At 62.6% G+C, this 24,182-nt stretch carries 20 protein-coding genes; 14 read left to right on the top strand and 6 right to left on the bottom strand.

Annotated elements, in window-relative coordinates:
- Nucleotides 1–21: 21 nt before the first annotated feature.
- From JQ567_RS23500 to JQ567_RS23490, 3 genes are all read left to right on the top strand, one after another.
- Nucleotides 22–474 carry a carboxymuconolactone decarboxylase family protein gene (locus JQ567_RS23500; RefSeq protein ID WP_249165653.1) on the top strand — a complete coding sequence of 151 codons (453 nt, stop codon included), beginning with the start codon at nucleotides 22–24 and terminating at the stop codon, nucleotides 472–474.
- A 66-nt stretch (nucleotides 475–540) separates the two neighbouring features.
- A complete protein-coding gene (locus JQ567_RS23495) occupies nucleotides 541–1,341 on the top strand; it encodes an SDR family NAD(P)-dependent oxidoreductase (RefSeq protein ID WP_212441002.1) in 801 nt (266 codons plus the stop codon).
- A 182-nt stretch (nucleotides 1,342–1,523) separates the two neighbouring features.
- Complete coding sequence (locus JQ567_RS23490; protein WP_212441001.1) at nucleotides 1,524–1,748, top strand: hypothetical protein; 225 nt, start codon at nucleotides 1,524–1,526, stop codon at nucleotides 1,746–1,748.
- Between the two features lie 13 nt (nucleotides 1,749–1,761).
- Here JQ567_RS23490 and JQ567_RS23485 read toward each other — a convergent pair whose 3' ends face one another.
- The 3 genes from JQ567_RS23485 to JQ567_RS23475 are packed head-to-tail and all read right to left on the bottom strand — an operon-like array spanning nucleotide 1,762 to nucleotide 4,696.
- Nucleotides 1,762–2,145, bottom strand: coding sequence for a cupin domain-containing protein (locus JQ567_RS23485; protein WP_212441000.1), 384 nt, complete (start codon nucleotides 2,143–2,145; stop codon nucleotides 1,762–1,764).
- 26 nt (nucleotides 2,146–2,171) lie between these two features.
- Nucleotides 2,172–2,876 (bottom strand): SDR family oxidoreductase, encoded by a 705-nt coding sequence (locus tag JQ567_RS23480; RefSeq protein ID WP_212440999.1) that lies wholly within the window; start codon nucleotides 2,874–2,876, stop codon nucleotides 2,172–2,174.
- Between the two features lie 20 nt (nucleotides 2,877–2,896).
- Nucleotides 2,897–4,696 (bottom strand): thiamine pyrophosphate-binding protein, encoded by a 1,800-nt coding sequence (locus tag JQ567_RS23475; protein ID WP_212440998.1) that lies wholly within the window; start codon nucleotides 4,694–4,696, stop codon nucleotides 2,897–2,899.
- A 203-nt stretch (nucleotides 4,697–4,899) separates the two neighbouring features.
- On the opposite strand from JQ567_RS23475, the gene JQ567_RS23470 reads away from it, so the two are divergent.
- The 5 genes from JQ567_RS23470 (at nucleotide 4,900) to JQ567_RS23450 (ending at nucleotide 11,786) form a co-directional block, all read left to right on the top strand.
- A complete protein-coding gene (locus tag JQ567_RS23470) occupies nucleotides 4,900–5,793 on the top strand; it encodes an IclR family transcriptional regulator (RefSeq protein WP_212440997.1) in 894 nt (297 codons plus the stop codon).
- Between the two features lie 165 nt (nucleotides 5,794–5,958).
- Nucleotides 5,959–7,203: an ABC transporter substrate-binding protein gene (locus tag JQ567_RS23465; protein WP_212440996.1), complete on the top strand. Its 1,245-nt coding sequence runs from the start codon at nucleotides 5,959–5,961 to the stop codon at nucleotides 7,201–7,203.
- Nucleotides 7,204–7,287: 84 nt separating this feature from the next.
- Nucleotides 7,288–8,163 (top strand): branched-chain amino acid ABC transporter permease, encoded by an 876-nt coding sequence (locus tag JQ567_RS23460; protein ID WP_212440995.1) that lies wholly within the window; start codon nucleotides 7,288–7,290, stop codon nucleotides 8,161–8,163.
- The gene (locus JQ567_RS23455; RefSeq protein WP_212440994.1) at nucleotides 8,160–10,697 is read left to right on the top strand and encodes a branched-chain amino acid ABC transporter ATP-binding protein/permease; all 2,538 of its coding nucleotides are present in this window, start codon (nucleotides 8,160–8,162) and stop codon (nucleotides 10,695–10,697) included. The genes JQ567_RS23460 and JQ567_RS23455 overlap by 4 nt, the downstream gene beginning before the upstream one ends.
- Before the next feature lie 129 nt (nucleotides 10,698–10,826).
- Nucleotides 10,827–11,786 (top strand): sugar ABC transporter substrate-binding protein, encoded by a 960-nt coding sequence (locus JQ567_RS23450; protein ID WP_212440993.1) that lies wholly within the window; start codon nucleotides 10,827–10,829, stop codon nucleotides 11,784–11,786.
- A 58-nt stretch (nucleotides 11,787–11,844) separates the two neighbouring features.
- Here the strand turns inward: JQ567_RS23450 and hemC are convergent, their stop codons facing one another.
- Nucleotides 11,845–12,834: a hydroxymethylbilane synthase gene (hemC, locus tag JQ567_RS23445; RefSeq protein ID WP_312017454.1), complete on the bottom strand. Its 990-nt coding sequence runs from the start codon at nucleotides 12,832–12,834 to the stop codon at nucleotides 11,845–11,847.
- Nucleotides 12,835–13,788: 954 nt separating this feature from the next.
- Between hemC and JQ567_RS23440 the strand changes: the two genes are divergently transcribed.
- The 4 genes from JQ567_RS23440 to JQ567_RS23430 all read left to right on the top strand — a co-directional run bounded on the left by JQ567_RS23440 (nucleotide 13,789) and on the right by JQ567_RS23430 (nucleotide 18,148).
- Nucleotides 13,789–15,039 carry a multidrug effflux MFS transporter gene (locus JQ567_RS23440; RefSeq protein ID WP_312017453.1) on the top strand — a complete coding sequence of 417 codons (1,251 nt, stop codon included), beginning with the start codon at nucleotides 13,789–13,791 and terminating at the stop codon, nucleotides 15,037–15,039.
- Nucleotides 15,040–15,217: 178 nt separating this feature from the next.
- Nucleotides 15,218–15,370 (top strand): hypothetical protein, encoded by a 153-nt coding sequence (locus JQ567_RS23435; RefSeq protein WP_212385849.1) that lies wholly within the window; start codon nucleotides 15,218–15,220, stop codon nucleotides 15,368–15,370.
- A 349-nt stretch (nucleotides 15,371–15,719) separates the two neighbouring features.
- Complete coding sequence (locus JQ567_RS38665; RefSeq protein ID WP_283816544.1) at nucleotides 15,720–15,854, top strand: hypothetical protein; 135 nt, start codon at nucleotides 15,720–15,722, stop codon at nucleotides 15,852–15,854.
- Between the two features lie 299 nt (nucleotides 15,855–16,153).
- Nucleotides 16,154–18,148, top strand: coding sequence for an AI-2E family transporter (locus JQ567_RS23430; protein ID WP_212440992.1), 1,995 nt, complete (start codon nucleotides 16,154–16,156; stop codon nucleotides 18,146–18,148).
- A gap of 86 nt (nucleotides 18,149–18,234) precedes the next feature.
- Here the strand turns inward: JQ567_RS23430 and JQ567_RS23425 are convergent, their stop codons facing one another.
- Together JQ567_RS23425 and JQ567_RS23420 are read right to left on the bottom strand one after the other, a co-directional pair.
- On the bottom strand, nucleotides 18,235–19,107 hold the full coding sequence (locus tag JQ567_RS23425) for an alpha/beta fold hydrolase (RefSeq protein WP_212440991.1): 873 nt from the start codon (nucleotides 19,105–19,107) through the stop codon (nucleotides 18,235–18,237).
- A gap of 84 nt (nucleotides 19,108–19,191) precedes the next feature.
- Nucleotides 19,192–20,253, bottom strand: a complete 1,062-nt coding sequence (locus JQ567_RS23420) for a ketopantoate reductase family protein (protein ID WP_212440990.1) — start codon at nucleotides 20,251–20,253, stop codon at nucleotides 19,192–19,194.
- Between the two features lie 213 nt (nucleotides 20,254–20,466).
- Here JQ567_RS23420 and garD point away from each other — a divergent pair, with 213 nt between their 5' ends.
- Together garD and JQ567_RS23410 are read left to right on the top strand one after the other, a co-directional pair.
- Nucleotides 20,467–22,011, top strand: a complete 1,545-nt coding sequence (garD, locus tag JQ567_RS23415) for a galactarate dehydratase (RefSeq protein WP_212440989.1) — start codon at nucleotides 20,467–20,469, stop codon at nucleotides 22,009–22,011.
- Nucleotides 22,012–22,358: 347 nt separating this feature from the next.
- Nucleotides 22,359–24,098 carry a glycosyltransferase family 39 protein gene (locus tag JQ567_RS23410; RefSeq protein WP_212440988.1) on the top strand — a complete coding sequence of 580 codons (1,740 nt, stop codon included), beginning with the start codon at nucleotides 22,359–22,361 and terminating at the stop codon, nucleotides 24,096–24,098.
- Nucleotides 24,099–24,182 lie beyond the last annotated feature (84 nt).

The following is a 24,182-nucleotide window of genomic DNA, read 5'->3' as shown; positions in this document are numbered from 1 at the left end:
GCCAATAAGGAAAACAATAAAATGGCCCGCCTGCCGTATCTCGAAGCCGACCAGGTCGCCCCTGAATATCGCGACATGCTCAAGCGCAACACCAATTTGCACAAGCTCTTGGTCAATTCGCCCGACATGGCGCGCGCCTTCAACGGCATCGGCGGCTATATCCGCTTCAAGAGCAAGCTCGATCCGCGCCTGCGCGAGCTTGCGATCCTGCAGGTCGGCTGGATGGAGAGGTCGGAATACGAATTCACCCATCATGTGAAGATCGGCAAGGAGTTCGGCGTCACCGACGACGACATCAAGGCAATGATGGCCGAGACCGAGGGCAAACCCTCGAACCTCGAACCGCTGGCGAAAGCAATCCTGCGCGGCGCCCGCGAGATGGTGCGCGAGCTTGCGATGTCGGATGCGACCTTCGCCGAGATCTGGTCACCATCGCGTTCTACTGCGCGGTGGTGCGCGTGCTGGCGACGATGAAGATGGACAACGAGCCCTATTACAAAGAGGTACTGCAACAGTACCCGATTCCGGGAGTGGAATGAAATGCGCCTGAAAGATCGTGTCGCCATCGTCGTCGGCGCCGGCCAGAGCCCCGGCGAGGGCATCGGCAACGGCCGCGCCACCGCGCTCACCTTCGCGCGCGAGGGCGCAAGGGTGCTGTGCGTCGATCACCATCTCGAATCGGCGCAGGAGACCGTCGACTTGATCGCGGCCAAACAGGGCACGGCGATCGCCTTCAGGGCCGACGTCACCAAGAATGCCGACATCAAGGCGATGGTGGCGGATGCGCATGGCCGCTGGGGCCGCGTCGATATCCTGCACAACAATGTCGGCGTCAGCCTGTCCGGCGGCGACGCCGAACTGCTTGATATCACCGAGGAGGCATTCGATCGTTGCGTCGCGATCAATCTGAAAAGCTGCATCCTCGCCGCCAAGCATGTCATCCCGATCATGCGCCAGCAACAGAGCGGCAGCATCATCAACATCTCCTCGATGGCGGCGATCACGACCTATCCATACGTCGCCTACAAGGCGACCAAGTCGGCAATGATCGCCTTTACCGAACAGCTCGCCTACCAGAACGCGCAATATGGCATCCGCGCCAACGTCATCCTGCCCGGCCTGATGAACACGCCGATGGCGGTCGATACCCGCGCGCGCGAGTTCAAGAAGACCCGCGCCGAGGTCGAAGCCGAGCGCGACAGCAAGGTTCCGCTGCGTCAGAAGATGGGCACCGGCTGGGACGTCGCCAATGCCGCACTGTTTCTTGCTTCCGATGAGGCGAGTTTCATCACCGGCGTAACGTTGCCGGTGGATGGCGGCGCCAGCGTGCGGCGCGGTTAAGGATTATGGCGCCTTGACGCAATGCAGCATTGTCACGATTCGCGACAGTTGAAAGTTTCCAATGACACGATGATGTGACGGCGCATCATCGCACGTCCAAATCCTGACTCGTTGTGGTCGCACGAATTTCATGAGCGGCCGCTATCACGCACTCCAAGAACCTAAGGGAGTCCTTGGACGCCATGAACGACGAAGTCGACTTCGAACTGACGCCCGACCAGTGGGAAGTGTTGAAGAACTTGCGCAACTCAACATCCCGGCCACAGCGGATGAATCGATTCACAATTCAAGGCCTGATTGCGCTTGGACTCGTTACGATCAACGGCGATGCGCCGGTCCTCACGTCAAACGGACGCAAGGTGCTGATTAGAGGCTCATCGTGCCTGCTGCTCGATCTTGCGGCGTAATGTCGCTGTCGAGTCACACCGGCTTCTCGTCATCCGTCACCGGTGAAGTGATGACGAGAAACACCAGATCGACCAGCCCGGAATTCGAGATGGCGTGTTCCACGCCGGGCGGCAGGAAGATGAAGTCGTGCTTGCGCACGACTTGGTTCTTGCCGGCGATTTCCATCAGCCCCTCACCCTCGAGCACGTGATAGATCTGTTCCTGGACCTGGTGCTTGTGGCGCGCGACATGGGCCATCGGCTGGTACATCGAGATCCGGTAGTCGATGTGGCGCGAGCCCGCCGTCTCCGGCATGACCAGCGGTTTCGACAGTGCGCCGCCAAAATGATTGGGGAATTCGCGCCAGGGCACTTCGGCGATGTTGCGGATGAAAGCGCCGTGATCCTCTGAAGCCATTTGGTGCTCCTCAGTTACCGCGACGATCAGATCACCAGCGCGCCGCCGTCGATATAGATGATCGATCCCGTCGCAAAGCCGTTCGCCATGAACGACAGTATTTGCCGCGCGATGTCGTCGCCGATCCCGACCCGACCGACCAGTAACGCCGCGGCGGTTTTGGCGAGCATATCACGGCGCGCCTCCTCCGGCATCGCGGCGCGGATCGGTGTATCGATCACGCCGGGCGAGACGGCATTGACGCGCACCGGCGCCAGTTCGAGCGCCAGCGCTTTTGCCAGCGATTCGAGCGCGCCATTGGCCGCACTGACGATGGCCGAATTCGGCCGCGGGCGAACGCTGAGGAAGCCGGAGACCAGTGTCAGCGATCCGCCGGGGCGAATCTCGGCCGATCGCGCCACCCGCCATGCGCCCCAGAACTTGCTTTCCATGGTGGACCGCACGTCCTCCATCGCGACCGTCTTGAACGGTCCGGTGCGCAGCTGGGCCGCCGTGACCACGACATGATCGACCGGACCGCAGGCGCGAAACAGCTTTGCGATGCTTTCGTCGCTGGTGACATCGGCCGGGATCGCGATCGCGTTCAGCGTTTCCGCCACCTTGTCGAGGCGCTCGACATTCCGGGACGAAACAATCACATCCGCGCCTTCGCGCTTGGCCATTTGCGCGGTCGAAAGACCGATGCCGGAGGAACCACCGACGACGACGACTTTCTTGCCTGCAAGCAACATGCGCTCTCCTCCGTTCAAAATCAGACGGGCTGATAGCGGGTGCCGATGCCCGCCTTGCTTTGGCCAAGGCCGGGCAATTCCCAGATGCCGGCGCCCGTGGGATTGATATCGGCGGCGATATCGACGTCGATAAGATAGGGCTTGTTGGCGGCGATGCCCTTGCGGACGGCCTCGCCGATATCGCCGGCGCGATCGACCCGCACGCCCTCGACGCCGCAGGAGCGCGCCATCGCGGCAAAATCCGGATTATAGCGCTGGCCGGTCACGGGATCATGGAAGTCGGTCGCCAGTTCGCGGCCGCCGAGATAACCGCGCTGCAGTCCGCGGATCGAGGCATAGGCGTAATTGTTCCAGACCACCCAGACCACGGGCAGATTATATTCGACCGCCGTTCCCAGCACGTTGGCGTGCATGAAGAAGGCGCCGTCGCCGCACACGGATACGCAGGGCCGGTCGGGCGCCGCGAATTTCGCGCCCATCACGCCGGCGACTCCAAAACCCATCGGGCCGAACCCCATCGAACCGATCAGCGAGTCCGGCCGCTTCGGCTTGCAAAAACTCAGCAGCCAATTGTGGTGCACGCCGATGTCGCTGACGAGGATCGCATTCTCGGGCAGCGCCTTGTCGATCTCGAGCGCAGCGCGCTGCGGGTTGATCGGCATGGTGTCGTCGGAAAATCCGGGTGCGACGAACTTGTCCCATTCCTGTCGATAGGTATCGATCTGCGCCAGCCATTTTTTGCGGCTGTCAGCCTTCTTGGTCAGATCGGCGCGGCGGTCGAGTTCGGCATGAACCTGCCGCAGGAACGTCCGCACGTCGGCCATCAGCCCGAGCGCCACCGGATAGTTGCGGCCGATCTCTTCGGGGTCGATGTCGACATGGATCAGCCGCGTCGGCGGAATGGTGAAGGAGTAACCAGGGATCCACGAGCTCGAAGTGCGATCGTCGAACCGCATCCCCATCGCCAGCAGCACGTCGGCCTGACGCGTCGCGTGGTTGGCCTGGTAATGACCGGCACGTGCGACCAGCCCCAGCGCGAGCGGATGGTTGCAATCGATCGCGCCAAGGCCGCTGGCCGATGCCGCCACCGGAATCTGAAGCCGCTCGGCGAGCTTCAGCAATTCCTCGGCCGCGCCGCCATAACGCACGCCCTGCCCCACGATCATCACCGGCCGCTCGGCGCCGAGCAGCATATCGACCGCCTTCACCACGCCCTCGGGATCGGCGCCGCAGCGGCTGGAGATGTTGGCGTTCCAGGCCTGCGCGTTCGGCGCCTCCTCGGCGGCCGACTCCATGAACACGTCAAAGGGAACATCCAGCACGACAGGACCCGGACGTCCCGACATCATCGTCTTCCAGGCTTGCCGAACCGCGAGCGGCACCATCTCGCCCCGCGTCGGCTGGAACACCTTCTTGCAATAGGAACGCACCGTGGAGGGAAAGTCCGCCTGATAGTGCCGATATAATTCCTGAAACGCCCCGCGATTGAACTGGCTGGTCGGCACATTGCCCGTCACCGCCATGAACGGCACCGAATCGAGGAACGCGTTGCCGAGCGAGATCGGCAGATTGGCCGAGCCCGGCCCGCAGGAGGTGAAGGTCGCGGTCGGCCGCCCCGATACGCGGTAATAAACATCGGCCATGAACCCGGCGACGCTCTCATGGTGGACCGAGATGGTCTTGATGTCGTCGGAACGCTCGTACAGCGCATCGATGAACTGGATATTGCCGTGGCCGCACAGGCCGAACACCTGCGGCACTTTCTCCTGAATCAAATAGTCGACGATGACCTGGGCCCCGTTGAGCATATTGCGCGCCATCGGATCACTCTCTCCCTGCTCAATAAACCTGGACACCGCGTCTTGATTAGCGCGGCCGACAGGGGCGGACCCTATTTCTCATAATACTGTACGTCAATTGCTATTGTGGTATAGAGATGGACAGGCCCGCAGCGGAGCATCATGCTATTCATTGACGAGGGCAGCCTGATAGAATTCGGCCCTGCCCTCCTGGAGACCCATCCGTGAAATCGCGAATCAAGCCGAAGACGAGCGAGAAGCCCGCCACGCCACGCAAGACGGCGGTCGCCCGGCTGGTGCAATCGAACGCGCCCAACATCGACGACGACGCCGAGGAGCGTCAGCGCGGCGGCGTGCAGTCGCTCGGACGCGCGTTTTCGATCCTGGAGGAAGTCGCGCGCCACCGCGAGGGCATTAGCCTCGCTGAACTCAGCAAGCTTGTCGGCCTGCATAATTCCACCACGTTCCATCTTGCCAAGACCCTCGTCACGCTGGGCTACATGCGGCAGGAGCGGGATTCCAAGCGCTACCGCGTTGGCCGGCCGTTGTTCGCGCTCGCCGCCAGCGCGCTCGATGAAATCGAGATGGTCAATCTCGCAACACCGGTGCTGGAAGATCTCTCGCGGGAAACCGGCGAGAGCGGGCATTTTGCGGTCCGCATGGGCGATTCCGTCGTGGTTATTGCCCGCACCAGCGGCTCCGGCGCGTTCCAGCTCACCGACCGGGTCGGCGTGGTGCGACCGGCGCACTGCACCGCGCTCGGCAAGATCATCCTGGCCTCGCTGCGCCCCGACCAATTGAAGCGGTTCCTCGAACGTGTCGAACTGAAGCCTTCGACCGGCAAGTCGATCACCGATCCTGCCGTGCTGCTGCGCGAAATTGCCGAAATCCGGCGCAGCGCAATCGCGATCGACGACGGCGAGTACAACGCGGAAGTGCGCTGCATCGCGGTGCCGGTCTACAATTTTACCGGCGACGTGATCGGGGCGCTCGGCATTTCCGGCCCGATCTGGCGGATGTCCGACCAGGTGCTGAAAAGCCGGGCCAAACTGGTGCAAACCGCCGCCGCCCGGTTGTCCGCCGAGTTCGGCGCCCGCGACACCGCGAAGTCCTCCTAACGCCTCTCCCCAATCGGCTGAAGCGAATCTGCGACGCATTTGGCGTTGACAGGCGCGGCTGCGTCCGGAATTATCCTCCAATAATAAAAAAACGTCTCTCACATCCTCGCATAGCGAGAATCGGAGGCAGGACGTCGTGACGCGCCCCCAGGGAGGAGACCCGCCATGTTCAGCTACAGCCGACGTACTTTGTTGAAGACAGGCGCCGCGTTTGCCGGCGCTTCCGCTCTGGGATTTCCAGCGATCGTCCGCGCCCAGGCAACCCGGATCAAGATCGGACATCTCGTGCCGCTGACCGGCTTTCTCGGCGCGATCGGCAGCTACGCCCAGCTCGGCGTCAAGCTCGCCGCCGAAGAGATCAATCAATCCGGCGGCATCATGGGCAAGCAGATCGACCTGATATCGGAAGACTCGGTCAATCCCGCGACCGCCTCGACCAAGGCCCAGCGCATGATCGAGCAGGACGGCGCCGTGGTGCTGCTCGGCGAAATCTCCTCGGCCTCCTCGCTCACCATCATGCAGGTCGCCGAGCGCAACAAGAAGGTGTTCTTCTCGACCGGCGCCCGCTCCGACGCGCTTCGCGGCAAGAACTGCAACCGCTACTCGTTCCACTGCGACATTCCGAACACGGTGATGGTCAATGCCGTCGGCACCGCGCTCAATCAAAAGGGCATGGTGAAGGGCAAGAAATTCTTCACGCTGACCGCGGACTATATTTTCGGCCACGATCTGCTGAAGGCCGCAAAAACCTTCTTCGACGCCAACGGCGCCACGCTGGCCGGCGACGAACTGATCGCGACCGACGTCACCGATTTCAGCCCCTATCTGCTGAAGGTGCGGCAAGCCAAGCCGGACGTGGTGTGCTGCAACCTCGCGGGCAACCAGGTCACCAACCTCGTGAAGCAATATGCCGAGTTCGGCTTCCCCTACCCGCTGGTCGGCTTCAACCTCAACACCGGCGACGCCTGGGCCGCGGGCGAAGGCAATCTCAGCGGCACCTGGCCGACCGTCTGGTATCACACGCTCGACAACCCGGCCTCCAAGGCCTTTGTCGCGGCGTTTACCCAGAAATACGGCAAGCCGCCGGAGAACCACGCCTGGATCGAGTACATTACGCTCAAGCTGCTGGCGCAGGCGATCAACGAGATCAAATCGACCGAGAGCGACGCGCTGATCGCGCATTTCGAAAAGCAGACCGAGTTCGACATCATGAAGGCGCGCAAGGGCTATTTCCGCTCCTGGGACCATCAGCTGGTGCAGGAGGCCTATCCGTTCACGGTGAAGCCGAAGGGCGAGATGAAGGACAAGTGGGACATGCTGGTGCTTGGTGACGCCGTGCCGGTGGCGGCAGAGCCGCTGGAGAAGATCTATCCGACCAAGACGCAGAACCCCTGCGAGATGAAGGCCTGACGCGCCACTTGGCGCGCTAACCCCGTTTGGTGTGAGCGGCGCCGGCATCGACCAGCCGGCGCCGCTCTTGTTCAAGGTAGGCACATGCAATTCGCGTTCTTGCTGGAACAGGTGGTGAATGGCCTCGTGCTCGGGGGCTATTATCTCCTGATCGCGCTCGGGCTGTCGCTGATCTTCAGCGTCGGCGGCGTCGTCAATCTGGCGCATGGCGCGTTCTTCGCGCTGGGCGCCTACGTCTCCGTCGAGATCACCAAATATCTCGGCTTCGGCTCCGCCGTCGTGCTGTCGCCGATTGCGGTGGCCATGCTGGGCATCCTGTTCGAGCGATACATCCTCCGCCGTTTTTACTCCGCTGATCCGATCCTGAGCCTGCTGGTGACGTTCGGGCTCGCGATGGTTGCTGAACAGGCGATCCGCATCATCTGGGGCGCGCCGCCGATTTCGGCGGCGATCCCGCCCGCGCTCCGCGGTTCGGTGTTCCTCGGCGACTTCCTGTTTTCGCGATACCGCCTGCTCATTCTCGCTGTCGTGATCGGGGTGCTGGTCGGGGTCTGGCTGCTGCTGCACAAGACTTCCTTTGGCCGCGTGGTGCGGGCCGGTATCCAGCGCCCCGACATGGTCGCGGCGCTGGGCATCCGGCTGCAGCCATACATGACCGCGATCGTGATGCTCGGCGTCGGCATGGCCGCACTCGCTGGCGCGTTCTTTGCGCCGATCACGATCGTGCAGCCGGCGATGGGCGCCGACATCATCACGGTCGCCTTCGTCGTCGTCGTGATCGGCGGCCTCGGCAGTTTCTGGGGCGTGGTGATCGCGGCCCTGCTGGTCGGCGTGGTGCGCGGCATCACCATCCATTTCGAGCCCGCCGCCGGCGAGGCGTCGATGTATGTCCTGATGTTCGTGGTGCTGCTGGTGCGGCCGCGCGGACTGTTGGGCGAACGTATCGAGAAATTCGAATGAAGCTGCCGCCTGCCTCGAAATACCGGCCGCTGCTGCTGGCGGCCCTCGCGCTGATCGCGCTGCCTTTCGGCATGCAGGCGCTTGGCCTGTCGCACAACACCGGCACCATGGTGGTGGCGCTGGCGATCGCGACCATGGGACTCAACCTGTGCGTCGGCTACACCGGCCTCGTCTCGTTCGGCCATGGCACCTGGTTCGGCATCGGCGCCTATGCGGCGGGCCTGATCCAGCTCAACTGGTTCCCCGGCTCGATCTGGCTGCCATTGCTGCTGTCGCTGGTCGTGGTGGCGGTCGCCTCCGCGGCCGTCGGTATCGTCATCCTGCGCCGGCGCGGCGTCTATTTTTCGCTGCTGACGCTGGCGCTGGCGGCGCTGGCCTACACCACCGCCTTCCGCTGGACCAGGGTGACCGGCGGCGAAGACGGCCTCGGCGGCCTGAAGCGCGGCAGCATCGGCGCCTTCGATCTCGACAACGCGCTGAACTACTACATCGTCGTCGCGGTGCTCAGCCTCGGCGTGCTCTATCTGTTGCTGCGCCTGGTGCGTTCGCCGTTCGGCCATGTGCTGGTGGCGATCCGCGAGAACCAGTTGCGTGCCACGTTCCAGGGTTATCCGGTCGAGCGCTACAAGCTCGGCGTCTTCGTGATCTCGGCAGTGGTCACAGGCTTTGCCGGCGGGCTGATCGGATTTCAGAATTACCTCGTCTCGGCAGAAGCGGTGTCGGTGCCGTTTTCCGGCGAACTGCTCGCGATCGTCGTGATCGGCGGCATGCGCAGCATGCTGGGGCCGGCGCTCGGCGCATTGTTCTTCATTCTGTTCCGCGAATTGTTTTCGATCTGGACCTCGGACTGGCTGCTGTGGTTCGGACTGATCTTCGTCGCCTTTGTGCTGTTCTCGCCGGACGGGCTGGTCGGCATCTGGGCGCGGCTGAGCAAACGCTGGTGGCCGGCGCTGGAGGAGTCCGCCGCGATGAGCCGGCGCAAGATCTACGAGGGCCTGCCGCTGCCGGCCTTCCTGATGCCGAAGGGGCTCACCGGCACCGTGCTGGAAGTGAATGGCCTCTCCAGGAGCTTTGGCGGCATCCGCGCCGTCCACAATGCAAGCCTCACGGTCGGCGCCGGTGAAATCCATGCGCTGATCGGCCCGAACGGCGCTGGAAAAACCACGCTGTTCAATCTGGTCTCGGGGCTGTTTCCGACCGACAAGGGCACCATCAAGCTCAACGGCCGCGAGATCCAGGGCGTGCCGTCCGACCTGATCTGCCATCAGGGCCTGGCGCGCTCGTTCCAGATCACCAATCTGTTCAAGGGCCTGTCGATCTACGAGAATTTGCGGCTGTCGCTGCAGGCGCAGAGCGACATGCGCTTCAATTTCTGGCGCGACATCGACAGCTATGAAAGCATCCACGCCGAGACCGCGGAACTGATCAAATTCCTCGGCCTCGAAGGCATCGAGACGATCGAAGGCGGCGAACTGTCCTATGGCGGGCAGCGGCTGGTCGATCTCGGCATCGCGCTCGGCTCCAAGCCGCAGGTGCTGCTGCTCGACGAGCCGCTGGCCGGCCTTGCCGCTGCCGAACGCGAGCGCGTCTCGAATCTCGTCAAGAACGTCGCCGCCAATATCCCCGTGCTGATCGTCGAGCACGATATCGACCGCGTGCTCGGCTTCTCGCACTCCGTCACCGTGATGAACCAGGGCGAAGTGCTGATGACCGGCCCGCCCAGTGCGGTCCGCGCCGACCGCCGGGTGCAGGAAATCTATACCGGCACCGGTGTTCCCGAGGTGGAGCACAGCCGCACCGACGAAGCCAAGGAGAGCGCGGCGCAGGTTCTGCGTTTCGAAGGCGTCAATACGTTCTACGGCAAGAGCCACATCCTGCATGACGCCTCGCTCGACGTGCGCGAGGGCGAGATCGTCGCGCTGCTCGGCCGCAACGGCGCCGGCAAGTCGACGCTGTTGAAGACGCTCGCCGGATTGGTGCCGCTGTCGTCGGGCACGATCGAATATGCCGGCACCGATATCGCCCGTCTGCCGGCTCCCGATATCGCGCGCATGGGCATCGGTTATGTCCCGCAGGGCCGCGGCCTGTTCGCCGGCATGACGGTGCGGGAGAATCTCTCGCTCGGACGTCTGGCGCGCAAGACCGACGGCAGCAACGGCGTGGTGTGGGATGAAGCGCAGATCCTGCAATATTTCCCCCGGCTGGCCGAGCGCATGGACGTCGCGGCCGATTATCTCTCCGGCGGCGAGCAACAGATGGTGGCAGTCGCGCGCGCGATGTCGGGCAATGTCAAACTGCTGCTGCTCGACGAGCCCTTTGAGGGACTGGCGCCGACCGTGATCCTCGAGCTGTTCAAGGTGTTCGACCAGTTGCGCAGGCATGCGTCCATTGTGATCGTCGAGCACAATCTTGATCTCGTGCTGGCGCTGGCCGACCGCGTCTTCGCGCTGGAGCGCGGCGCGGTGTTCCATCAGGGACCGGCCGCGCCGCTGCTGACTGATCTTGAGTACCGGAAGAAGATTCTTTGGCTTTGAGTAGTTCGTCATTGCGAGCGAAGCGAAGCAATCCATAGCCAAGGCAAAGGTGAAGATGGATTGCTTCGTCGCTCCGCTCCTCGCAATGACGGGGTTGGATTCTTGAGAATAACGCACAGGGAGGCAACCATGCGACATCTGATAGCGATGCTGATAGCCGGCGCAGCGGCTTTGTTCGCGCACCATGCCACCGCGGCCGACAACCGGATGACCATCGCCGTGTTCACCAAGAATTCGACCAACCCGGCCTATGAGGCCTTCCGCATTGCCGCCGACCAGATCGCGCGGACCGCCGGGGCAAAGGTCGTGCACTTCGTGCCCAAGCAGCCTGACAATGTCGACGAACAGAAGGCGATGGTGGAGCAAGTCATCAAGGACAAGCCTGACGCGATCATCTTCATTCCCGTCGATGATGTCGCGATGATCCCTTCGGTGAAGCTGCTCAACGAGGCCAGGATTCCGGTGATATTGGTCTCCAATCCGCTGCCGGGCAGTTTTGTGACTTATGTCGGCGCCGATGATTTCGAGATCGGGTATCGCGAGGCGCGCTATCTGTTTGAACATCTCGGCGGCAAGGGCAAGATCGTCGTCATCGAGGGTACCCCGGCCGCCCCGACCAACCGCGAGCGGCTGCGCGGTTACCAGCGTGCCTTCGGCGAATTCCCGGGCATCGAGGTGCTGGGCTCGGCGGTCGGCAATTACCAGACCCCCGACGCCAAGCGCGGGATGGAGAAGCTGCTCACTGAACACAAGCAGATCGATGCGGTGCTGTCGGCCAATGACAGCATGGCGCTCGGCGTGCTCGACGCGCTCAAGGCCGCCAACCGGACGGCGATCGTGATCGGCATCAACGGCATTCTCCCGGCGGTGAAGCAGATCGAAGCCGGTGGCATGCTCGCGAGCGTCGACTTCAACATGTTCAAGATCGGCTGCACGGCGACGCGGGCGGCGGTGCGTCATCTCAAGCGCGAACCGCTGCCGGAGAAGGTGATGCTGCCGGCCGAGGTGATCGACAAGACCAACTACAAGGCGTGGCTGGTGCCGGTCGATCAACGCACCTGCCCGGAATGGAGCGAAGTCGCGCGCTAGATTCTTGTTTGACGCGTTTTCTTCACGCGAACCGGTGCCCACTTCGCTCGAAAACGCTTTAATGCTCGTCCGGCCGGTTGCGCGCGATGATTTCGGCGGCGCCTTTGTCAAGCAATTCCAGGCCAACCGCGCGGCCGAGTTCGCGGGGGCGGTCCGCAGCCGCCGTTCGCGACGCCTCGATGAAGCGCGAACCGGTCTCATCCAGCACCGCAGCGGTCAGTGTCATCTCGTTGCCTGAAATCGTCGCGTGACCTGATATCGGCGAATTGCAATGGCCGTTCAGCACCCACAGTACCTCGCGCTCGGCCTCGGCGCAGAGCCGCGAGGACGTGTCCTCGATGCCAGCCAGATACCCGCGCGTGACCCAGTCTTTCTCGACACATTCGACCGCGACGATGCCCTGGCCGACCGACGGCAGCATTTCGGTGACGGAGAAATCATAGGCAATGCGCGACGTCATGCCGATGCGCTCGAGGCCCGAGCGCGCCATGACAAGCGCGTCGGCCGGCCCGACCTCGCCGCCATCGGGAAGCCGTTGCATGTCGCCGCGATCGAGTTTTGCAATCCGGGTGTCGGCGGCGCCGCGGTAATGGATCACGGTGACTTCCGGAAACAGCCGGCGCAGATAGGCGGCGCGGCGCACGGCGTTGGTGCCAATCTTGAAGCCCTTGCCGCGCGAGGCCTTGAAGGTTTCCAACGACAGGCCCGGACGCAGCACCAGTGAATCATTGGCGGCATCGCGCGGCAGCGTCGCCGCGATGACGAGGCCCGGCGTCTCCTCATTGCCGGGAACGTCTTTCAGCGAATGCATCGCGGCCTGCAATTCGCCGGCGCGCATGGCCTTGCGGATTTCAGCGACGAACGCGCCGCCCTTGCCGCCATGGCGCAGCAGCTTGCTGGTCTGGTCCTGATCGCCACGGGTTTCGAACTTGACGATCTCGACATCGAGGCCCGGATTGGCGGCGCGCAGCAGCCGCGCGACCTCATCCGTCTGCGCCAGCGCCATCACGCTCTTGCGTGTGCCGATGCGTAAGGGTTGGTCTGGCACGGTGTCTCCGTTTCGAGGCGGTCAATGGGTGGGGATTAAAGCAAAGGGGCGGGTAAGACAATCCGCCTTCGCCCCTTGGGCTACGGCGGGACAAGTCCGCTTTCTCGTCGTCCCGGCGAAGGCCGGGACCCATACGCCGCGGCGCCTTGTTTTGAGAGGCGCTGTTCGTCGACCTTCTTTCCATCGCTGGTTTCGGTGGCTATGGGTCCCGGATCGCGCTTCGCTTGTCCGGGACGACGAGGATATAGTTTCGCGTTCCCGCGGCGCAATGCGCCCGAGGTTTGCAGGTAATTTTCGCCCTTCAAAGAGAGGGCGCAGGGAATGCCGGATGCACGCTGCACCCGCGGTCTCGCGTGCGGTTCGCACAAAACAAAATGCACACGAGCATACAGGGCAGCGGAGGCGATCCGACATTCCCTGCGCAATGGCTTTACGGCTTATAACGCGCTCTCCCCGGTGAACGGGCTTTCTTGCCACCGTTGCCCCTGATCGGCGTTTGGCCTCTCAGGAGCGTGACGCCAGCAACGGGGCGCCAGGACCACGCGTCTTTGCCGTACGCTCATGCTGCGCTCGTCGATCGCAACATCAGCGTCCACCGCAACCCGTCCAACGTCCGTGACGACGGCCGACGCCCTCTGAGTGGGACGGGATGGCTATCTTGTAAACTGATTTTCTGTTCTGGAAAACAGAAATGTTTTTTATTTCAGGGCTTGACACATTTTCTGAATACCAGAAGCAACTTACCGACCGACTCTTTCGCAAGAGGCCGGCCACACGAAAGGTCGGCTCCCTCCCCCTCTTGCGGGGAACGCACTGTTCGTGCCGCGACCGTGTGCCTTCGTTTTCAGCAAGCTACCCCGCAACCCCATCCCAGCCCGACGGGCAGCCATCCCGGATTGGGCATTGTGCGACGCAACAAAAGTAATAGGTTCAGAGCCTGAAATGAGGTCGTAAGTGTCTGAAATCAATGCCAATGCCTGGGTTTCCTCAGGCCACCGCCCGATGGGCTTCCCCGAATTCGTCGTCATCATCGCCTCGATCATGGCGCTGAATCCGCTGGCGATGGACATGATGCTGCCGGCGCTGCCGAACATCCGCTCCGCGTTCCACCTCACCGACGCCAACCGCCCGCAAATGGTGCTGTCGATCTTCCTGGTCGGGTTCGGCGTCGGCCAGTTCGTGATGGGGCCGTTGTCCGACCGCTTCGGCCGCCGGCCGGTGCTGCTCGGCGGCATGACCGTCTATTTCATTGCCAGCCTGCTTGCGATCGCCGCCCCCTCGTTCGAGACGTTACTACTGGCGCGCGCGCTGCAGGGCCTCGGCACCTCGGCAACCCGCGTCATCGCCACCTCGATCGTGCGCGATTGCTACGCCGGCCGCCGCATGGCGAGCGTGATGTCGCTGGCGATGATGGTGTTCATCGCGGTGCCTGTCATCGCGCCGTCGTTCGGCCAGGCGGTGCTGATGCTGACGCAATGGCGCGGCATCTTCATCGTGCTGATGGCCTATGGCGTGGTGACGCTGATCTGGAGCGCGTGGCGCATGCCGGAGACGCTGCCCGTCCCGCTGCGCCGGTCGCTTGCCGTCCGCGACATCCTCGATGCCTTCCGCCAGACCGTGACCAACCGCCAGACGCTCGGCTATGCGCTGGTCTCCGGCGGCGTGCTCGGCTCGCTGTTCGCTTACGTGTTCACGTCGCAACAGGTGTTCACCGAGATCTACAAGCTCGGACATTATTTCCCCATTGCGTTCGCGGGCATCGCGATCGGCACCGCCATCGCCGGCTTCGTCAACTCCCGCTTCGTCAATCGCCTCGGCATGCGCGTGATTTCACACGCCGCACTGCTCGGCTATGTTGCCGTATCCGCCATCATGCTGGCGGCGGTGAAGCTGCAGATGCTGCCCCTGCCGCTGTTCATGGCGCTGTCGGCGTCGATGATGTTCGCGTTCGGGCTGATGATCGCCAACTTCACCGCGCTGGCGATGGAGCCGCAGGGCCACATCGCCGGCACTGCCTCGTCGCTGTACGGATCGATCACCACCTTGCTCGGCATCGGCATCGGCACCACGATCGGCCAGGATTACGACGGCACGCTGCTGCCGTTCGCGACCGGCTTCTTCCTGTGCACGCTGGCGTCGCTCGGCGTCGTGCTGGTGGTGGAAAAGGGCCGGCTGTTCCGGCCGCATCAGATGGCGGGGTACTAGACGGCGTGGTCCGTAGGGTGGGTAGAGCCAACGGGTCGCTTATTGGCCGGAACCATCGTGACCCCGGCGGCTTGGTCTCCAGCAAGGGATAGCCAACACCGGTGTTCGACCAACCCGACCTCGATCCGGGGGCTATCTGCCAATGCCCAGGAAACGCTGGAACGAGCGAAGGAACCGTATGGCCATCAAAAAACACGGCGTCATTATCGAAACGCCAACGGAAGCTCGCCAGGCCGAACCTGGACCGTCGATACTGTTTTTGCTCCTCATTAGCCTGAGTATTGCCGTGGTCACTCTGGCAATTGTCTATTTCGTGTTTTTCCGAACCTGACGCTTACAATTGCATCAGCATAATTCCGGAACGATACGGAGGAGCGGGCTTTACCTCTTCAGATCGAACTCAACCGATGAGATGGCCCAATGCAAACGCTACCCGTTGACCGCGCGCTGAGCATATACGGCGCCCTTGCGGACCGTTCCGAGACGAAGGGCACCCGCGAGCGTCTTTCAAGGCATCTGATGAAATTATACATCGACGGTGAGACGAACGAGCACCGCTTGACCGTGCATGGGCTGTCATACCTTCAAGAGCTGGATCGAGAAAACGATTCCAGGAGCTGAGGTTTTTCCGGTGTCATGCCTTTTGCGCCAGCCGCTGCTTTCGCAGTGAATTGCGCCGCATGATTCTTGCCTTCGCAGCGCGGACAGCATCGGCTCTGGTCAGTTTGGTTTTCGGCAGTGATGCTCTCAAACGATCCGCTTCGTCCGAGCCGGGCATTGCAGGCAGCAACGGTGCCGGCCTCGTCGAACTGTGATCGACGGGCTGCATGTCCATTGGGCCGGCGCAGCGTGGTTTGCCTTTTTGCATCAGGAATAACGCGTTGCTGCCGGATTAGTTCGACGTCGCGGACCGCACCGGGCTGGCAACCTGCTCGCCAAAGTGCCTTCGAAGAAAGGCTGGTTCGCAGTTCGCAAAATGGTTCCGTGGTCTCCGGTGAATAGGCTGCCCCAACCAGTGCAACCTATGCGCCGGTCGCGCCTTGGTTCACTACTGGATATTCAGACCATTTTGTTCCGCCGGCATCTACTTCCCGCCCCGCCTTAGAAAGCTTCAATGAGTTTGATCACCCGAAAAGTCAGCACCGGACGCACGATGGACGAGTTGCTGGCTTTGCTGAGTGCCGTCGCCTGCTCGATCCTCGCCGCATTGTTCATTGCGGCGCTGTATTTCGGACGAGAAATATTCGTACCCATCGCGCTCGCTATTCTTCTCAGCTTTGTGCTCGGACCGCCGGTCGGATTGCTGCAGCGCGCCCGCGTTCCCCGCAGCCTGGCGGTCGTGGGCATCGTCTTTCTGGCATTCTCCGTGATCTTCGGCCTTGGCACCCTGATCGCCAATCAATTGACCCAGCTGGCCGGAGACCTGCCGGTTTATCAATCGACGATGCGTGAAAAGATCAAGTCGGTGCGCGGCGTCACGGCGAGCAGCGGCACCCTCGAGCGCGCGGCGGATATGCTCCAGGAGTTGAGCCGGGAGCTCGACAGGCCAAAGGATGACAAATCGGTCCGCGGGGCGATCCCGCGTCTTGGCGCGCCAAATGCTGCCGTCACGGCCTTGCCGATCCCCGTTGAAGTGCGCCAGCCCGACCCGGGAGCCCTGGAGAACCTGCGAACCCTGATCGCACCATTGCTCAACCCGCTTGCGACCACCGGCATCATCATCATTTTCGTCATCTTCATCCTGATCCAGCGTGAGGATCTGCGAAACCGCCTAATTCGATTGGCGGGCTCGCATGATCTGCAACGCACGACAGCGGCGCTGGACGATGCGGCGACGCGTCTCAGCCGGCTGTTTCTGGCTCAGTTGATGATCAACGCCACTTTCGGCGTGATCATCGGGGCGGGACTATCGTTCATAGGTATTCCCAGCGCGATCCTCTGGGGCATTCTGGCGGCCGTGCTGCGGTTCGTCCCCTACATCGGCACAGCCATCTCGGCGGCTTTTCCGCTGGCGTTGGCGGCCGCCGTCGATCCCGGCTGGTCGATGCTCGTATGGACGGTCGTGCTTTTTCTGGGAGTCGGACCGATCATCAGCCAGGTGGTGGAGCCTCTCGCCTACGGCCAGAGCACCGGACTTTCTCCCGTCGCCATCGTCGCTTCAGCGACGTTCTGGACCGCATTGTGGGGGCCCATCGGGCTCGTCCTTGCAACGCCCTTGACGGTTTGCCTCGTCGTCCTCGGACGCCATGTCGAGCGGCTCGAATTTCTCGACGTGATTTTTGGCGACAGGCCTGCGTTGTCGCCGCCGGAAATGTTCTACCAGCGAATGCTTGCCGGCGATCCGATCGAGGCGGCAGGAAAGGCCGAAGAATTCCTGAAGGAGAAATCGCTGTCTTCCTATTTCGACGAGGTCGCCCTGAGAGGCCTTCAACTGGCGCAGGCAGATGCCAAGCGCGACGCCCTGGACCAGGCGCGCATGATCAAGATTCGCGACGCCGTTACCGAGTTTGCCAGCGACCTTTCCACCCAGGATGATTCGATCCCCGAGGTGACCTCGCCGACCCTGGATGCGGAGGCGGCGGCCGCGGTCGAAACCGTCCCGGATGCCGCGATATCAAGCAATTTGCCGGTCGTGCAAAAAGCCGATCTACCGCCCAGCTGGCAGGGAGAAGCGCCGGTGCTCTGCCTGGCCGGACGCACCCCGCTCGACGAAGCCGCCGCGGTGCTGTTTGCGCAGCTTTCCAACGCGCATGGCCTCGGTGCACGGGTCGAGCCTGCGGACGCCCTTTCGTCGACCAGGATCGTGCAGCTGGATTTCACCGCTGTCGCGATCGTCTGCCTGTCCTACCTCGACGCCAGCAGTCCCGCCCATATGCGGTACTCGGTTCGGCGGCTTCGTCGCCAATTGCCAAAGGCCACAATCATCATGCTCGGTTGCTGGGCCGAGAACCTCGACAAGGAATCGCTGGAAGAACTGCGGGAGGCGGCCAAAGCCGACATTGCCGCGGGGACCTTGCGTGAAGCGATGATGATCTGCCGGACGGCTGCCGGTGTGGAGGAAATCGATGAACCGCCGGGCCGTGCTACACCAGCGCTCAAGGTTGCGTAAGCACGTAGCCCGCATGAGCAACGCGATATGCGGGATTCCGGGAAATGAAAATCCCGGATATCGCTTCGCTCATCCGGGCTACGCTACTACTCGCTTCCAAGAAACCGCTGGATCAGCCCAAGCACCTCATCCGGTCTGTCGTGCTGCAGCCAGTGGCCGGCGCCGGCGATCTTGGCGAGTTCGGCGTGCTTGAAATGCGACATCACGCCGGCCTTCTCGGGATCGGGCAGAAAGCTTTCGCTGGCCGCGACCAGCAATGTCGGGCACGCGATGCGTGACCACAGCCCGATATTGTCTTCGAGCGACAGCCGGTAGGGCGCACGCGCGCGCAAATAGGGATCGTACTTCCAGCTAAAACTGCCGTCGTCGTTGCGCTTCATGCCGTGGGTGGCCAGATGCATCGCCTGCGCGCGCGTCAGCCGCGGGTTGCGGCCGACGATCCGATCGGCGCCGTCGGCCACGGTCTGATAGCGATGGATTTTCCGCTGCGCCAGCTTGTCGAGGTCGCCGGCCCAATCCGATATCCTGACGTCGGCGGGTTTGGGGCGCCGCGCCGGAAAATTGGTGACGCCGTCAAGCACGACCAGCTTCGAGACTCTATCCGGAAAGGCGCCGGCATAGGTCAGGCTCACCATGCCGCCCATCGAATGGCCGACGATGGCGACCTTCTCAAAACCTTCCGCTTTCACGAGGCCAGTCAGATCGTAAACGTGGTCGGCAAGGCTGTAGCTGGAGCCGAACGCCCAGCCGGAATCGCCGTGGCCGCGCAGATCGGGCGCCACGACGTGATAATCCGCAGCCAGCGCCCGCGCCAGATAATCCCAGCTGCGGGAGTGATCGAGGCCGCCATGCACGAGCAGCAATGGCGGTGCCTGCGCGTTACCCCAATCCGTGAAATGAAGCTTGAGCCCCTGCGACTGAAAATAGCGCGACTGCGGCGCGTCCGATGCAATGTCCATCGGGATTACTTAAAGGCTGGCGCAGCAGAGGTCCAGCGCGGCGACAGCACCGAGCCTGACCTGCCATCGCGCGCGGCCTTGGGCTCAGTTCAACCGCAGCTCGGTGATGTGCCGCGGATCCGGCTTCAGCTCGCCCCGTTCGACGCGCATGACGATATCGGTCAGCGCGGCATTGGCGCGGCACGCAAGCCCGACCTTCTCGCCCTCATCAACCACAAAGCCGTTGATGAATTCGATTTCGGTGCGCCGGCCCTTCTGCATGTCCTGGCCCATCGAGGGACGTTGCCCTGATGCCGTGCGCTTGCCGTCCGCGAAACGCTGCTCGTCACAGGCGCGCATCGCCGCCTCGTCGCCCTCGCCGGCCCGCGCGATGGTCTCCGGCGGCAGATGCAGGATCTCCTCGAGCTGATAGCCATGCGCCTGGCCGACGCGAATGGCCTCGCTGCCGAGCCGGGTGGAGAAGCGGCGGATCGGCTCGCTCTCCAGCATCTGGCCGCCGGTCATGCCGGTGCAGGCGGAGAGCCCGTTGCCCATCGCATTGGCGACCAGCTTGGACCAGCGCTCGCCCCACAGATTGCTCGTGACCTTGGCGCTGTCGGTGTAACCGACCAGGCGACAGATTTCCTCCGCCCGTGGCGTGATGCGGCCGTGCACTTCACCGGCGCGAAACACCGTGTGCGCGGCCCCGTGCTTGCCGGCGCCGCGGTGAATGTGGCCGGGCTCGGGCAAATTGACCGTGATGCTGCTGGCGATGCAGCCGAGCGTCTTGCCCCAGCCGACGATGCCGGCGATGGTTTCTTCATTCATGCAGTTCTGCAGCGACACCACATAGCCGTCCGGCGCCAGATATTGCCGGATCAGCATGGTGGCCCAGGCAGTGTCGTAGGATTTCATGCAGACGAAGGCGATGTCGACCGGCGCCTCCTTCGCAAGCTGCTGCGCATCCGTGACGTGCAGCGCGCGTACCGGAACCGAGAATTCCGGAACATCCATCGCGTGCGTGACGCGCAGGCCGTGCTTGCGCATATGCTCGACATGCTCGGGCCAGGGATCGATGAACGTCACGTCTTCGCCCGCCTGCACCATGTGCGCGCCGGCATATCCGCCGACGGCGCCGGCTCCGACGATCGCTATCTTCTTGCCCATGCTTGCCCCTTCGTTTTCTCTTTGGCGTTTCTTGGTACATTTTCTTGGCACCGAGGCTAGCGCACTGGCCCGCCTCGTCACAATGGCTGAATGCGTGCGGCAGCTGATCATCGCCATGCGTCAGGTGCGTGAGTTTCATATATTCGCCAAAACGGCCTATACTTGTCCGGACTGGCGCGGGGATGCCGCAGGAATACGCTTAAGGAGAATTTTGTGACGGGAACTGCGACGGCGCAGGCCTTTGAGCCGCGCTACATCCGCCTCGACCCCAACGACAATGTCGCGATCGTGGTCAACGATCTCGGATTGCCGGCGAAGAGCCGTTTTGCCTGCGGTCTCGAGCTGCGCACCTTCGTGCCACAGGGCCACAAGGTGGCGCTGTCGGATATTGCGCCGGGCGCGCCGATCCGCCGCTACAACGAGGTGATCGGCACCGCGGCAAAATCGATCCTGGCCGGCGAATGGGTCGACGAAGCGCGCATCGACATGCCGACGCCGCCCGAGCTCGACAGCCTCGAACTCGCGACCGCCGTCCCCGCTCCGCAGGCTCCGCTTGAAGGCTATACGTTCGAAGGGTTTCGCAATCCCGATGGTTCGGTTGGCACCAAGAATGTGCTGGCGATCTCGACCAGCGTGCAATGCGTCGCCGGCACGCTGCAATTTGCGATCAAGCGCATCAAGGCCGAACTGCTGCCGAAATATCCCAATGTCGACGACGTCGTCGGGCTGACGCATAATTACGGCTGCGGCGTTGCGATCAATGCGCCGCTGGCGATCGTGCCGATACGCACCCTGCAGAACCTCGCGCTGAACCCGAATTTCGGCGGCGAGGTCATGGTGGTCGGCCTCGGCTGCGAAAAACTTGTTCCCGAGCGGCTGCTTCCGGAAGGGACGGACAGCAGCGTCGTGCGGATGCAGGACGAGGCGTTCGACGGATTCGGCGCCATCGTCGACGCCGTCATGGAAATGGCGGACGCGCGGCTTGCCGTGCTCAATGCGCGCCGCCGCGAAACCTGCCCCGCCTCCGACCTTGTGATCGGCCTGCAATGCGGCGGCTCGGACGCGTTTTCGGGGGTGACCGCCAATCCTGCGCTCGGCTTCGCCGCCGATCTGTTGGTGCGCGCCGGGGCGGCCGTGATGTTCTCCGAAGTCACCGAAGTGCGCGACGCCATTCATCTGTTGACGCGGCGTGCCGCCAACGAGGATGTCGGCCGCGCGCTAATCCGCGAAATGGACTGGTATGACGGCTATCTCGCCAAGGGCGACGCCGACCGCAGCGCCAATACCACGCCCGGCAACAAGAAGGGCGGCCTCGCCAATATCGTGGAGAAATCACTAGGCTCGATCGTCAAGTCCGGCACCAGCGCGATCGTCGACGTACTGGCGCCGGGCGAGCGCGTGCGCAAGAAAGGCATGATCTTCGCGGCGACGCCCGCCAGCGACTTCATCTGCGGCACGCTGCAGCTTGCGTCGGGAATGACGCTACAGGTGTTCACCACCGGGCGCGGCACGCCCTATGGCCTCGCCGCCGCCCCCGTCATCAAGGTATCGACGCGCACGGAACTGGCGCGGCGCTGGAAGGACCTCATCGACTTCGACGCCGGCCGCATCGCCACCGGCGAGGCCACGATCGAGGAAACCGGCTGGGACCTGTTCCGCCTGATCCTCGACGTCGCGAGCGGCCGCACCAAAGTGTGGTCCGACCGCTGGGGCATCCACAACGATCTCACCCTGTTCACGCCGGGGCCGGTGACGTGAGCTGCATCAAGCCGCCTCAGGGTTCGATTTAAGATATTTTAACCATTGGCCTGGCGAGCTTGTTCCTGCCGGCAGGCCCGCGCCGTGCACGCAAGCCACCGGACCGTTGCGCCCGGCGCTTCAAATCATGCGATTTATTTAAGCGAACATTACGGAATCTAGCGTAGGCAAAAGGGCAACATCGCGCATTGGTCGGCGTCATTGAGGAGCCCTGTTTTGCAGCCCTTTCCGAGAATTACCGGCCGGCATTATTTTGCGATTTTCGTATTGGCTTCACGCTGTCCTACCATTGCAGTGGAACAGCGAGAGCGCCTGAATCGTATGCGTGACGCGCAAGGGATCTAGCCATGAATGCGGATAGCCTTGACGTGCTGGGTGTTCGACAAGGGAGAATGTTGCCGCGATCTCGCTGGCTCGCTCTGCTGGGACTGGGTTTTGCGTTTGTACTTATTGTGCCATGGCTGCAACGAGCCCTCTGGTTGACACCATGCCCTGGCCGGATCGCGGGCGACTGCGCAGGTCAGTTGGACGACCTGCGCTGGACGTTCGCCATCGAAACCGGGCTCTGCATCGGTGTCATTATGATCGGCGCTGCAATCAGCTCTGTTGGCGAGGTTGGTCGAATAACCGGGAAGATCGTTTCCTGGATCGGGACACGGACGAATTGGTGCATAGCCGTGACCGTCATCGCCGCGGTGCTGCTGCCGTTGGCAGTGGCCTACTTCATCCTGGACCGGTTTCCGAATTCCGGCGACGAGGACTGCTATCTGTTTCAGGCGCGCGCGTTTGCTGGATTTCGATTGTGGGAAGCCCCGCCAATCCTGGGGACGGATTTGATCCCGTTCCGCACCTATCTTTTCGAATCCAAATGGGTCAGCCAGTCCCCACCGGCATGGCCGATGGTGCTCTCGGCAGGGTTGCTGCTGGGAATACCGCCATGGACGGTAAATGCCTTGCTGGGTGGAGGCAGCGTCGTGGCGCTTGCCGCGTTATGCCGGCGTGTTGGTAATCCATCCGCGGCTGTCGTTGCGGCGGCGCTTTTTGCGCTGACCCCGTTCTACGTCATGAACGCGGCTTCGTATTTTCCGCACGTCCTCTCGTCACTGCTGATCCTGTCGTTCTGCCTCTGCCTCTGCCTGCTGCCGGATGGTGAGATTCCGCGGGGGCACAGGCTGGTCGCGGCGGGAGCCATCGTCGGTATGCTGGGGGCGACACGCTATTTCGACGTATTGCCGCTGATTCCGGCGACGCTGTTGTGGTTGACCCGGCAGCGGCGGAACGCATGGCCGCGCCTGATCGGACTTCTGGCGGCAGGACTTATCCCGGTACTGCTGCTGCTGATGCTCTATCATTATCTGATCACCGGCAGCCCGTTCCGCACCGCATATTACGTCATCAACACGCCGGAGGTATCCAATATTTTCGTAAGCCTCGACCCCTTGCGGATCTTCAATGGGGTGGCGATAACCGCGGGTCGCCTGGTCGAACTTGCGTTGTGGACGTCGCCGGTTTTGCTGATCGTGTATTGTTGTTGCCTCGTACTCAAATTCAAGGACCGCAAGCTCGCCTATTACGATCTGATTTTTCCGGGCTTCGTGCTGGCCTATGTGATTTACGCCGATTACGGCGGCAACCGCTATGGCCCTCGCTTTTACTTCGATGCGTTCCCTCTGATGATGGTCACCATCGTTTCGGCGCTCCCTTCAGTCACCGCGAGACTGGAGCGGTCGATGGATCGCGCGATGCTGCCGCTCGCTCCGATTGCCTGCGTGCTGTATCTAGTTGGCATCTGGCCGCTGGTGCTGACGGCTTTCCAGTTCCAGGTGTTTTCGCGCCAGGAGCCGTTTCGGTTGGTGCAGCAAGCCGTGACCGGGAAGGCGATCGTCATTCACGACACCTCCAGCGGCCTCGGCATGCATGATTGGGACCTTGTGCGCAATCCGCCATCCATGGACGCGGCCATTCTTCATGCCCGTGTGGGGACCGATGTCGGCGCGCTGCGCAAAGCGTTCCCCGACCGGTCGATCTGGCGCTACAGTCGCAGCGATCCAACGCAGCCTGGTCAGCTGATTCGTGTCACGCCGTAGTTGCCTCCGGGTTCTGTCCCCGAAATTCGCCGACAAAGTCGCGCACGTTTCTGAAGGATGGAGTCGACGGTGGCAGTCCACACG

Source organism: Bradyrhizobium sp. AUGA SZCCT0431 (assembly GCF_018131065.1).
In the GTDB taxonomy this organism is placed as follows: Bacteria; Pseudomonadota; Alphaproteobacteria; order Rhizobiales; family Xanthobacteraceae; genus Bradyrhizobium.
The sequence above is the reverse complement of the archived record's forward strand: the minus strand, read 5'-3'. Positions and strand labels throughout refer to the sequence as shown.

Bases quoted from the DNA above. Each gene is read 5' to 3' on its own strand.
- JQ567_RS23425 (WP_212440991.1), bottom strand. From the start codon at position 19,107: ATGGACATTGCATCGGACGCGCCGCAGTCGCGCTATTTTCAGTCGCAG.
- JQ567_RS23435 (WP_212385849.1), top strand. From the start codon at position 15,218: ATGGCCATCAAAAAACACGGCGTCATTATCGAAACGCCAACGGAAGCT.
- JQ567_RS23430 (WP_212440992.1), top strand. From the start codon at position 16,154: ATGAGTTTGATCACCCGAAAAGTCAGCACCGGACGCACGATGGACGAG.
- JQ567_RS23420 (WP_212440990.1), bottom strand. From the start codon at position 20,253: ATGGGCAAGAAGATAGCGATCGTCGGAGCCGGCGCCGTCGGCGGATAT.
- JQ567_RS23490 (WP_212441001.1), top strand. From the start codon at position 1,524: ATGAACGACGAAGTCGACTTCGAACTGACGCCCGACCAGTGGGAAGTG.
- JQ567_RS23460 (WP_212440995.1), top strand. From the start codon at position 7,288: ATGCAATTCGCGTTCTTGCTGGAACAGGTGGTGAATGGCCTCGTGCTC.
- JQ567_RS23455 (WP_212440994.1), top strand. From the start codon at position 8,160: ATGAAGCTGCCGCCTGCCTCGAAATACCGGCCGCTGCTGCTGGCGGCC.
- JQ567_RS23485 (WP_212441000.1), bottom strand. From the start codon at position 2,145: ATGGCTTCAGAGGATCACGGCGCTTTCATCCGCAACATCGCCGAAGTG.
- JQ567_RS23495 (WP_212441002.1), top strand. From the start codon at position 541: ATGCGCCTGAAAGATCGTGTCGCCATCGTCGTCGGCGCCGGCCAGAGC.
- JQ567_RS23450 (WP_212440993.1), top strand. From the start codon at position 10,827: ATGCGACATCTGATAGCGATGCTGATAGCCGGCGCAGCGGCTTTGTTC.
- JQ567_RS23410 (WP_212440988.1), top strand. From the start codon at position 22,359: ATGAATGCGGATAGCCTTGACGTGCTGGGTGTTCGACAAGGGAGAATG.
- JQ567_RS23465 (WP_212440996.1), top strand. From the start codon at position 5,959: ATGTTCAGCTACAGCCGACGTACTTTGTTGAAGACAGGCGCCGCGTTT.
- JQ567_RS38665 (WP_283816544.1), top strand. From the start codon at position 15,720: ATGATTCTTGCCTTCGCAGCGCGGACAGCATCGGCTCTGGTCAGTTTG.
- JQ567_RS23480 (WP_212440999.1), bottom strand. From the start codon at position 2,876: ATGTTGCTTGCAGGCAAGAAAGTCGTCGTCGTCGGTGGTTCCTCCGGC.
- JQ567_RS23500 (WP_249165653.1), top strand. From the start codon at position 22: ATGGCCCGCCTGCCGTATCTCGAAGCCGACCAGGTCGCCCCTGAATAT.
- JQ567_RS23475 (WP_212440998.1), bottom strand. From the start codon at position 4,696: ATGGCGCGCAATATGCTCAACGGGGCCCAGGTCATCGTCGACTATTTG.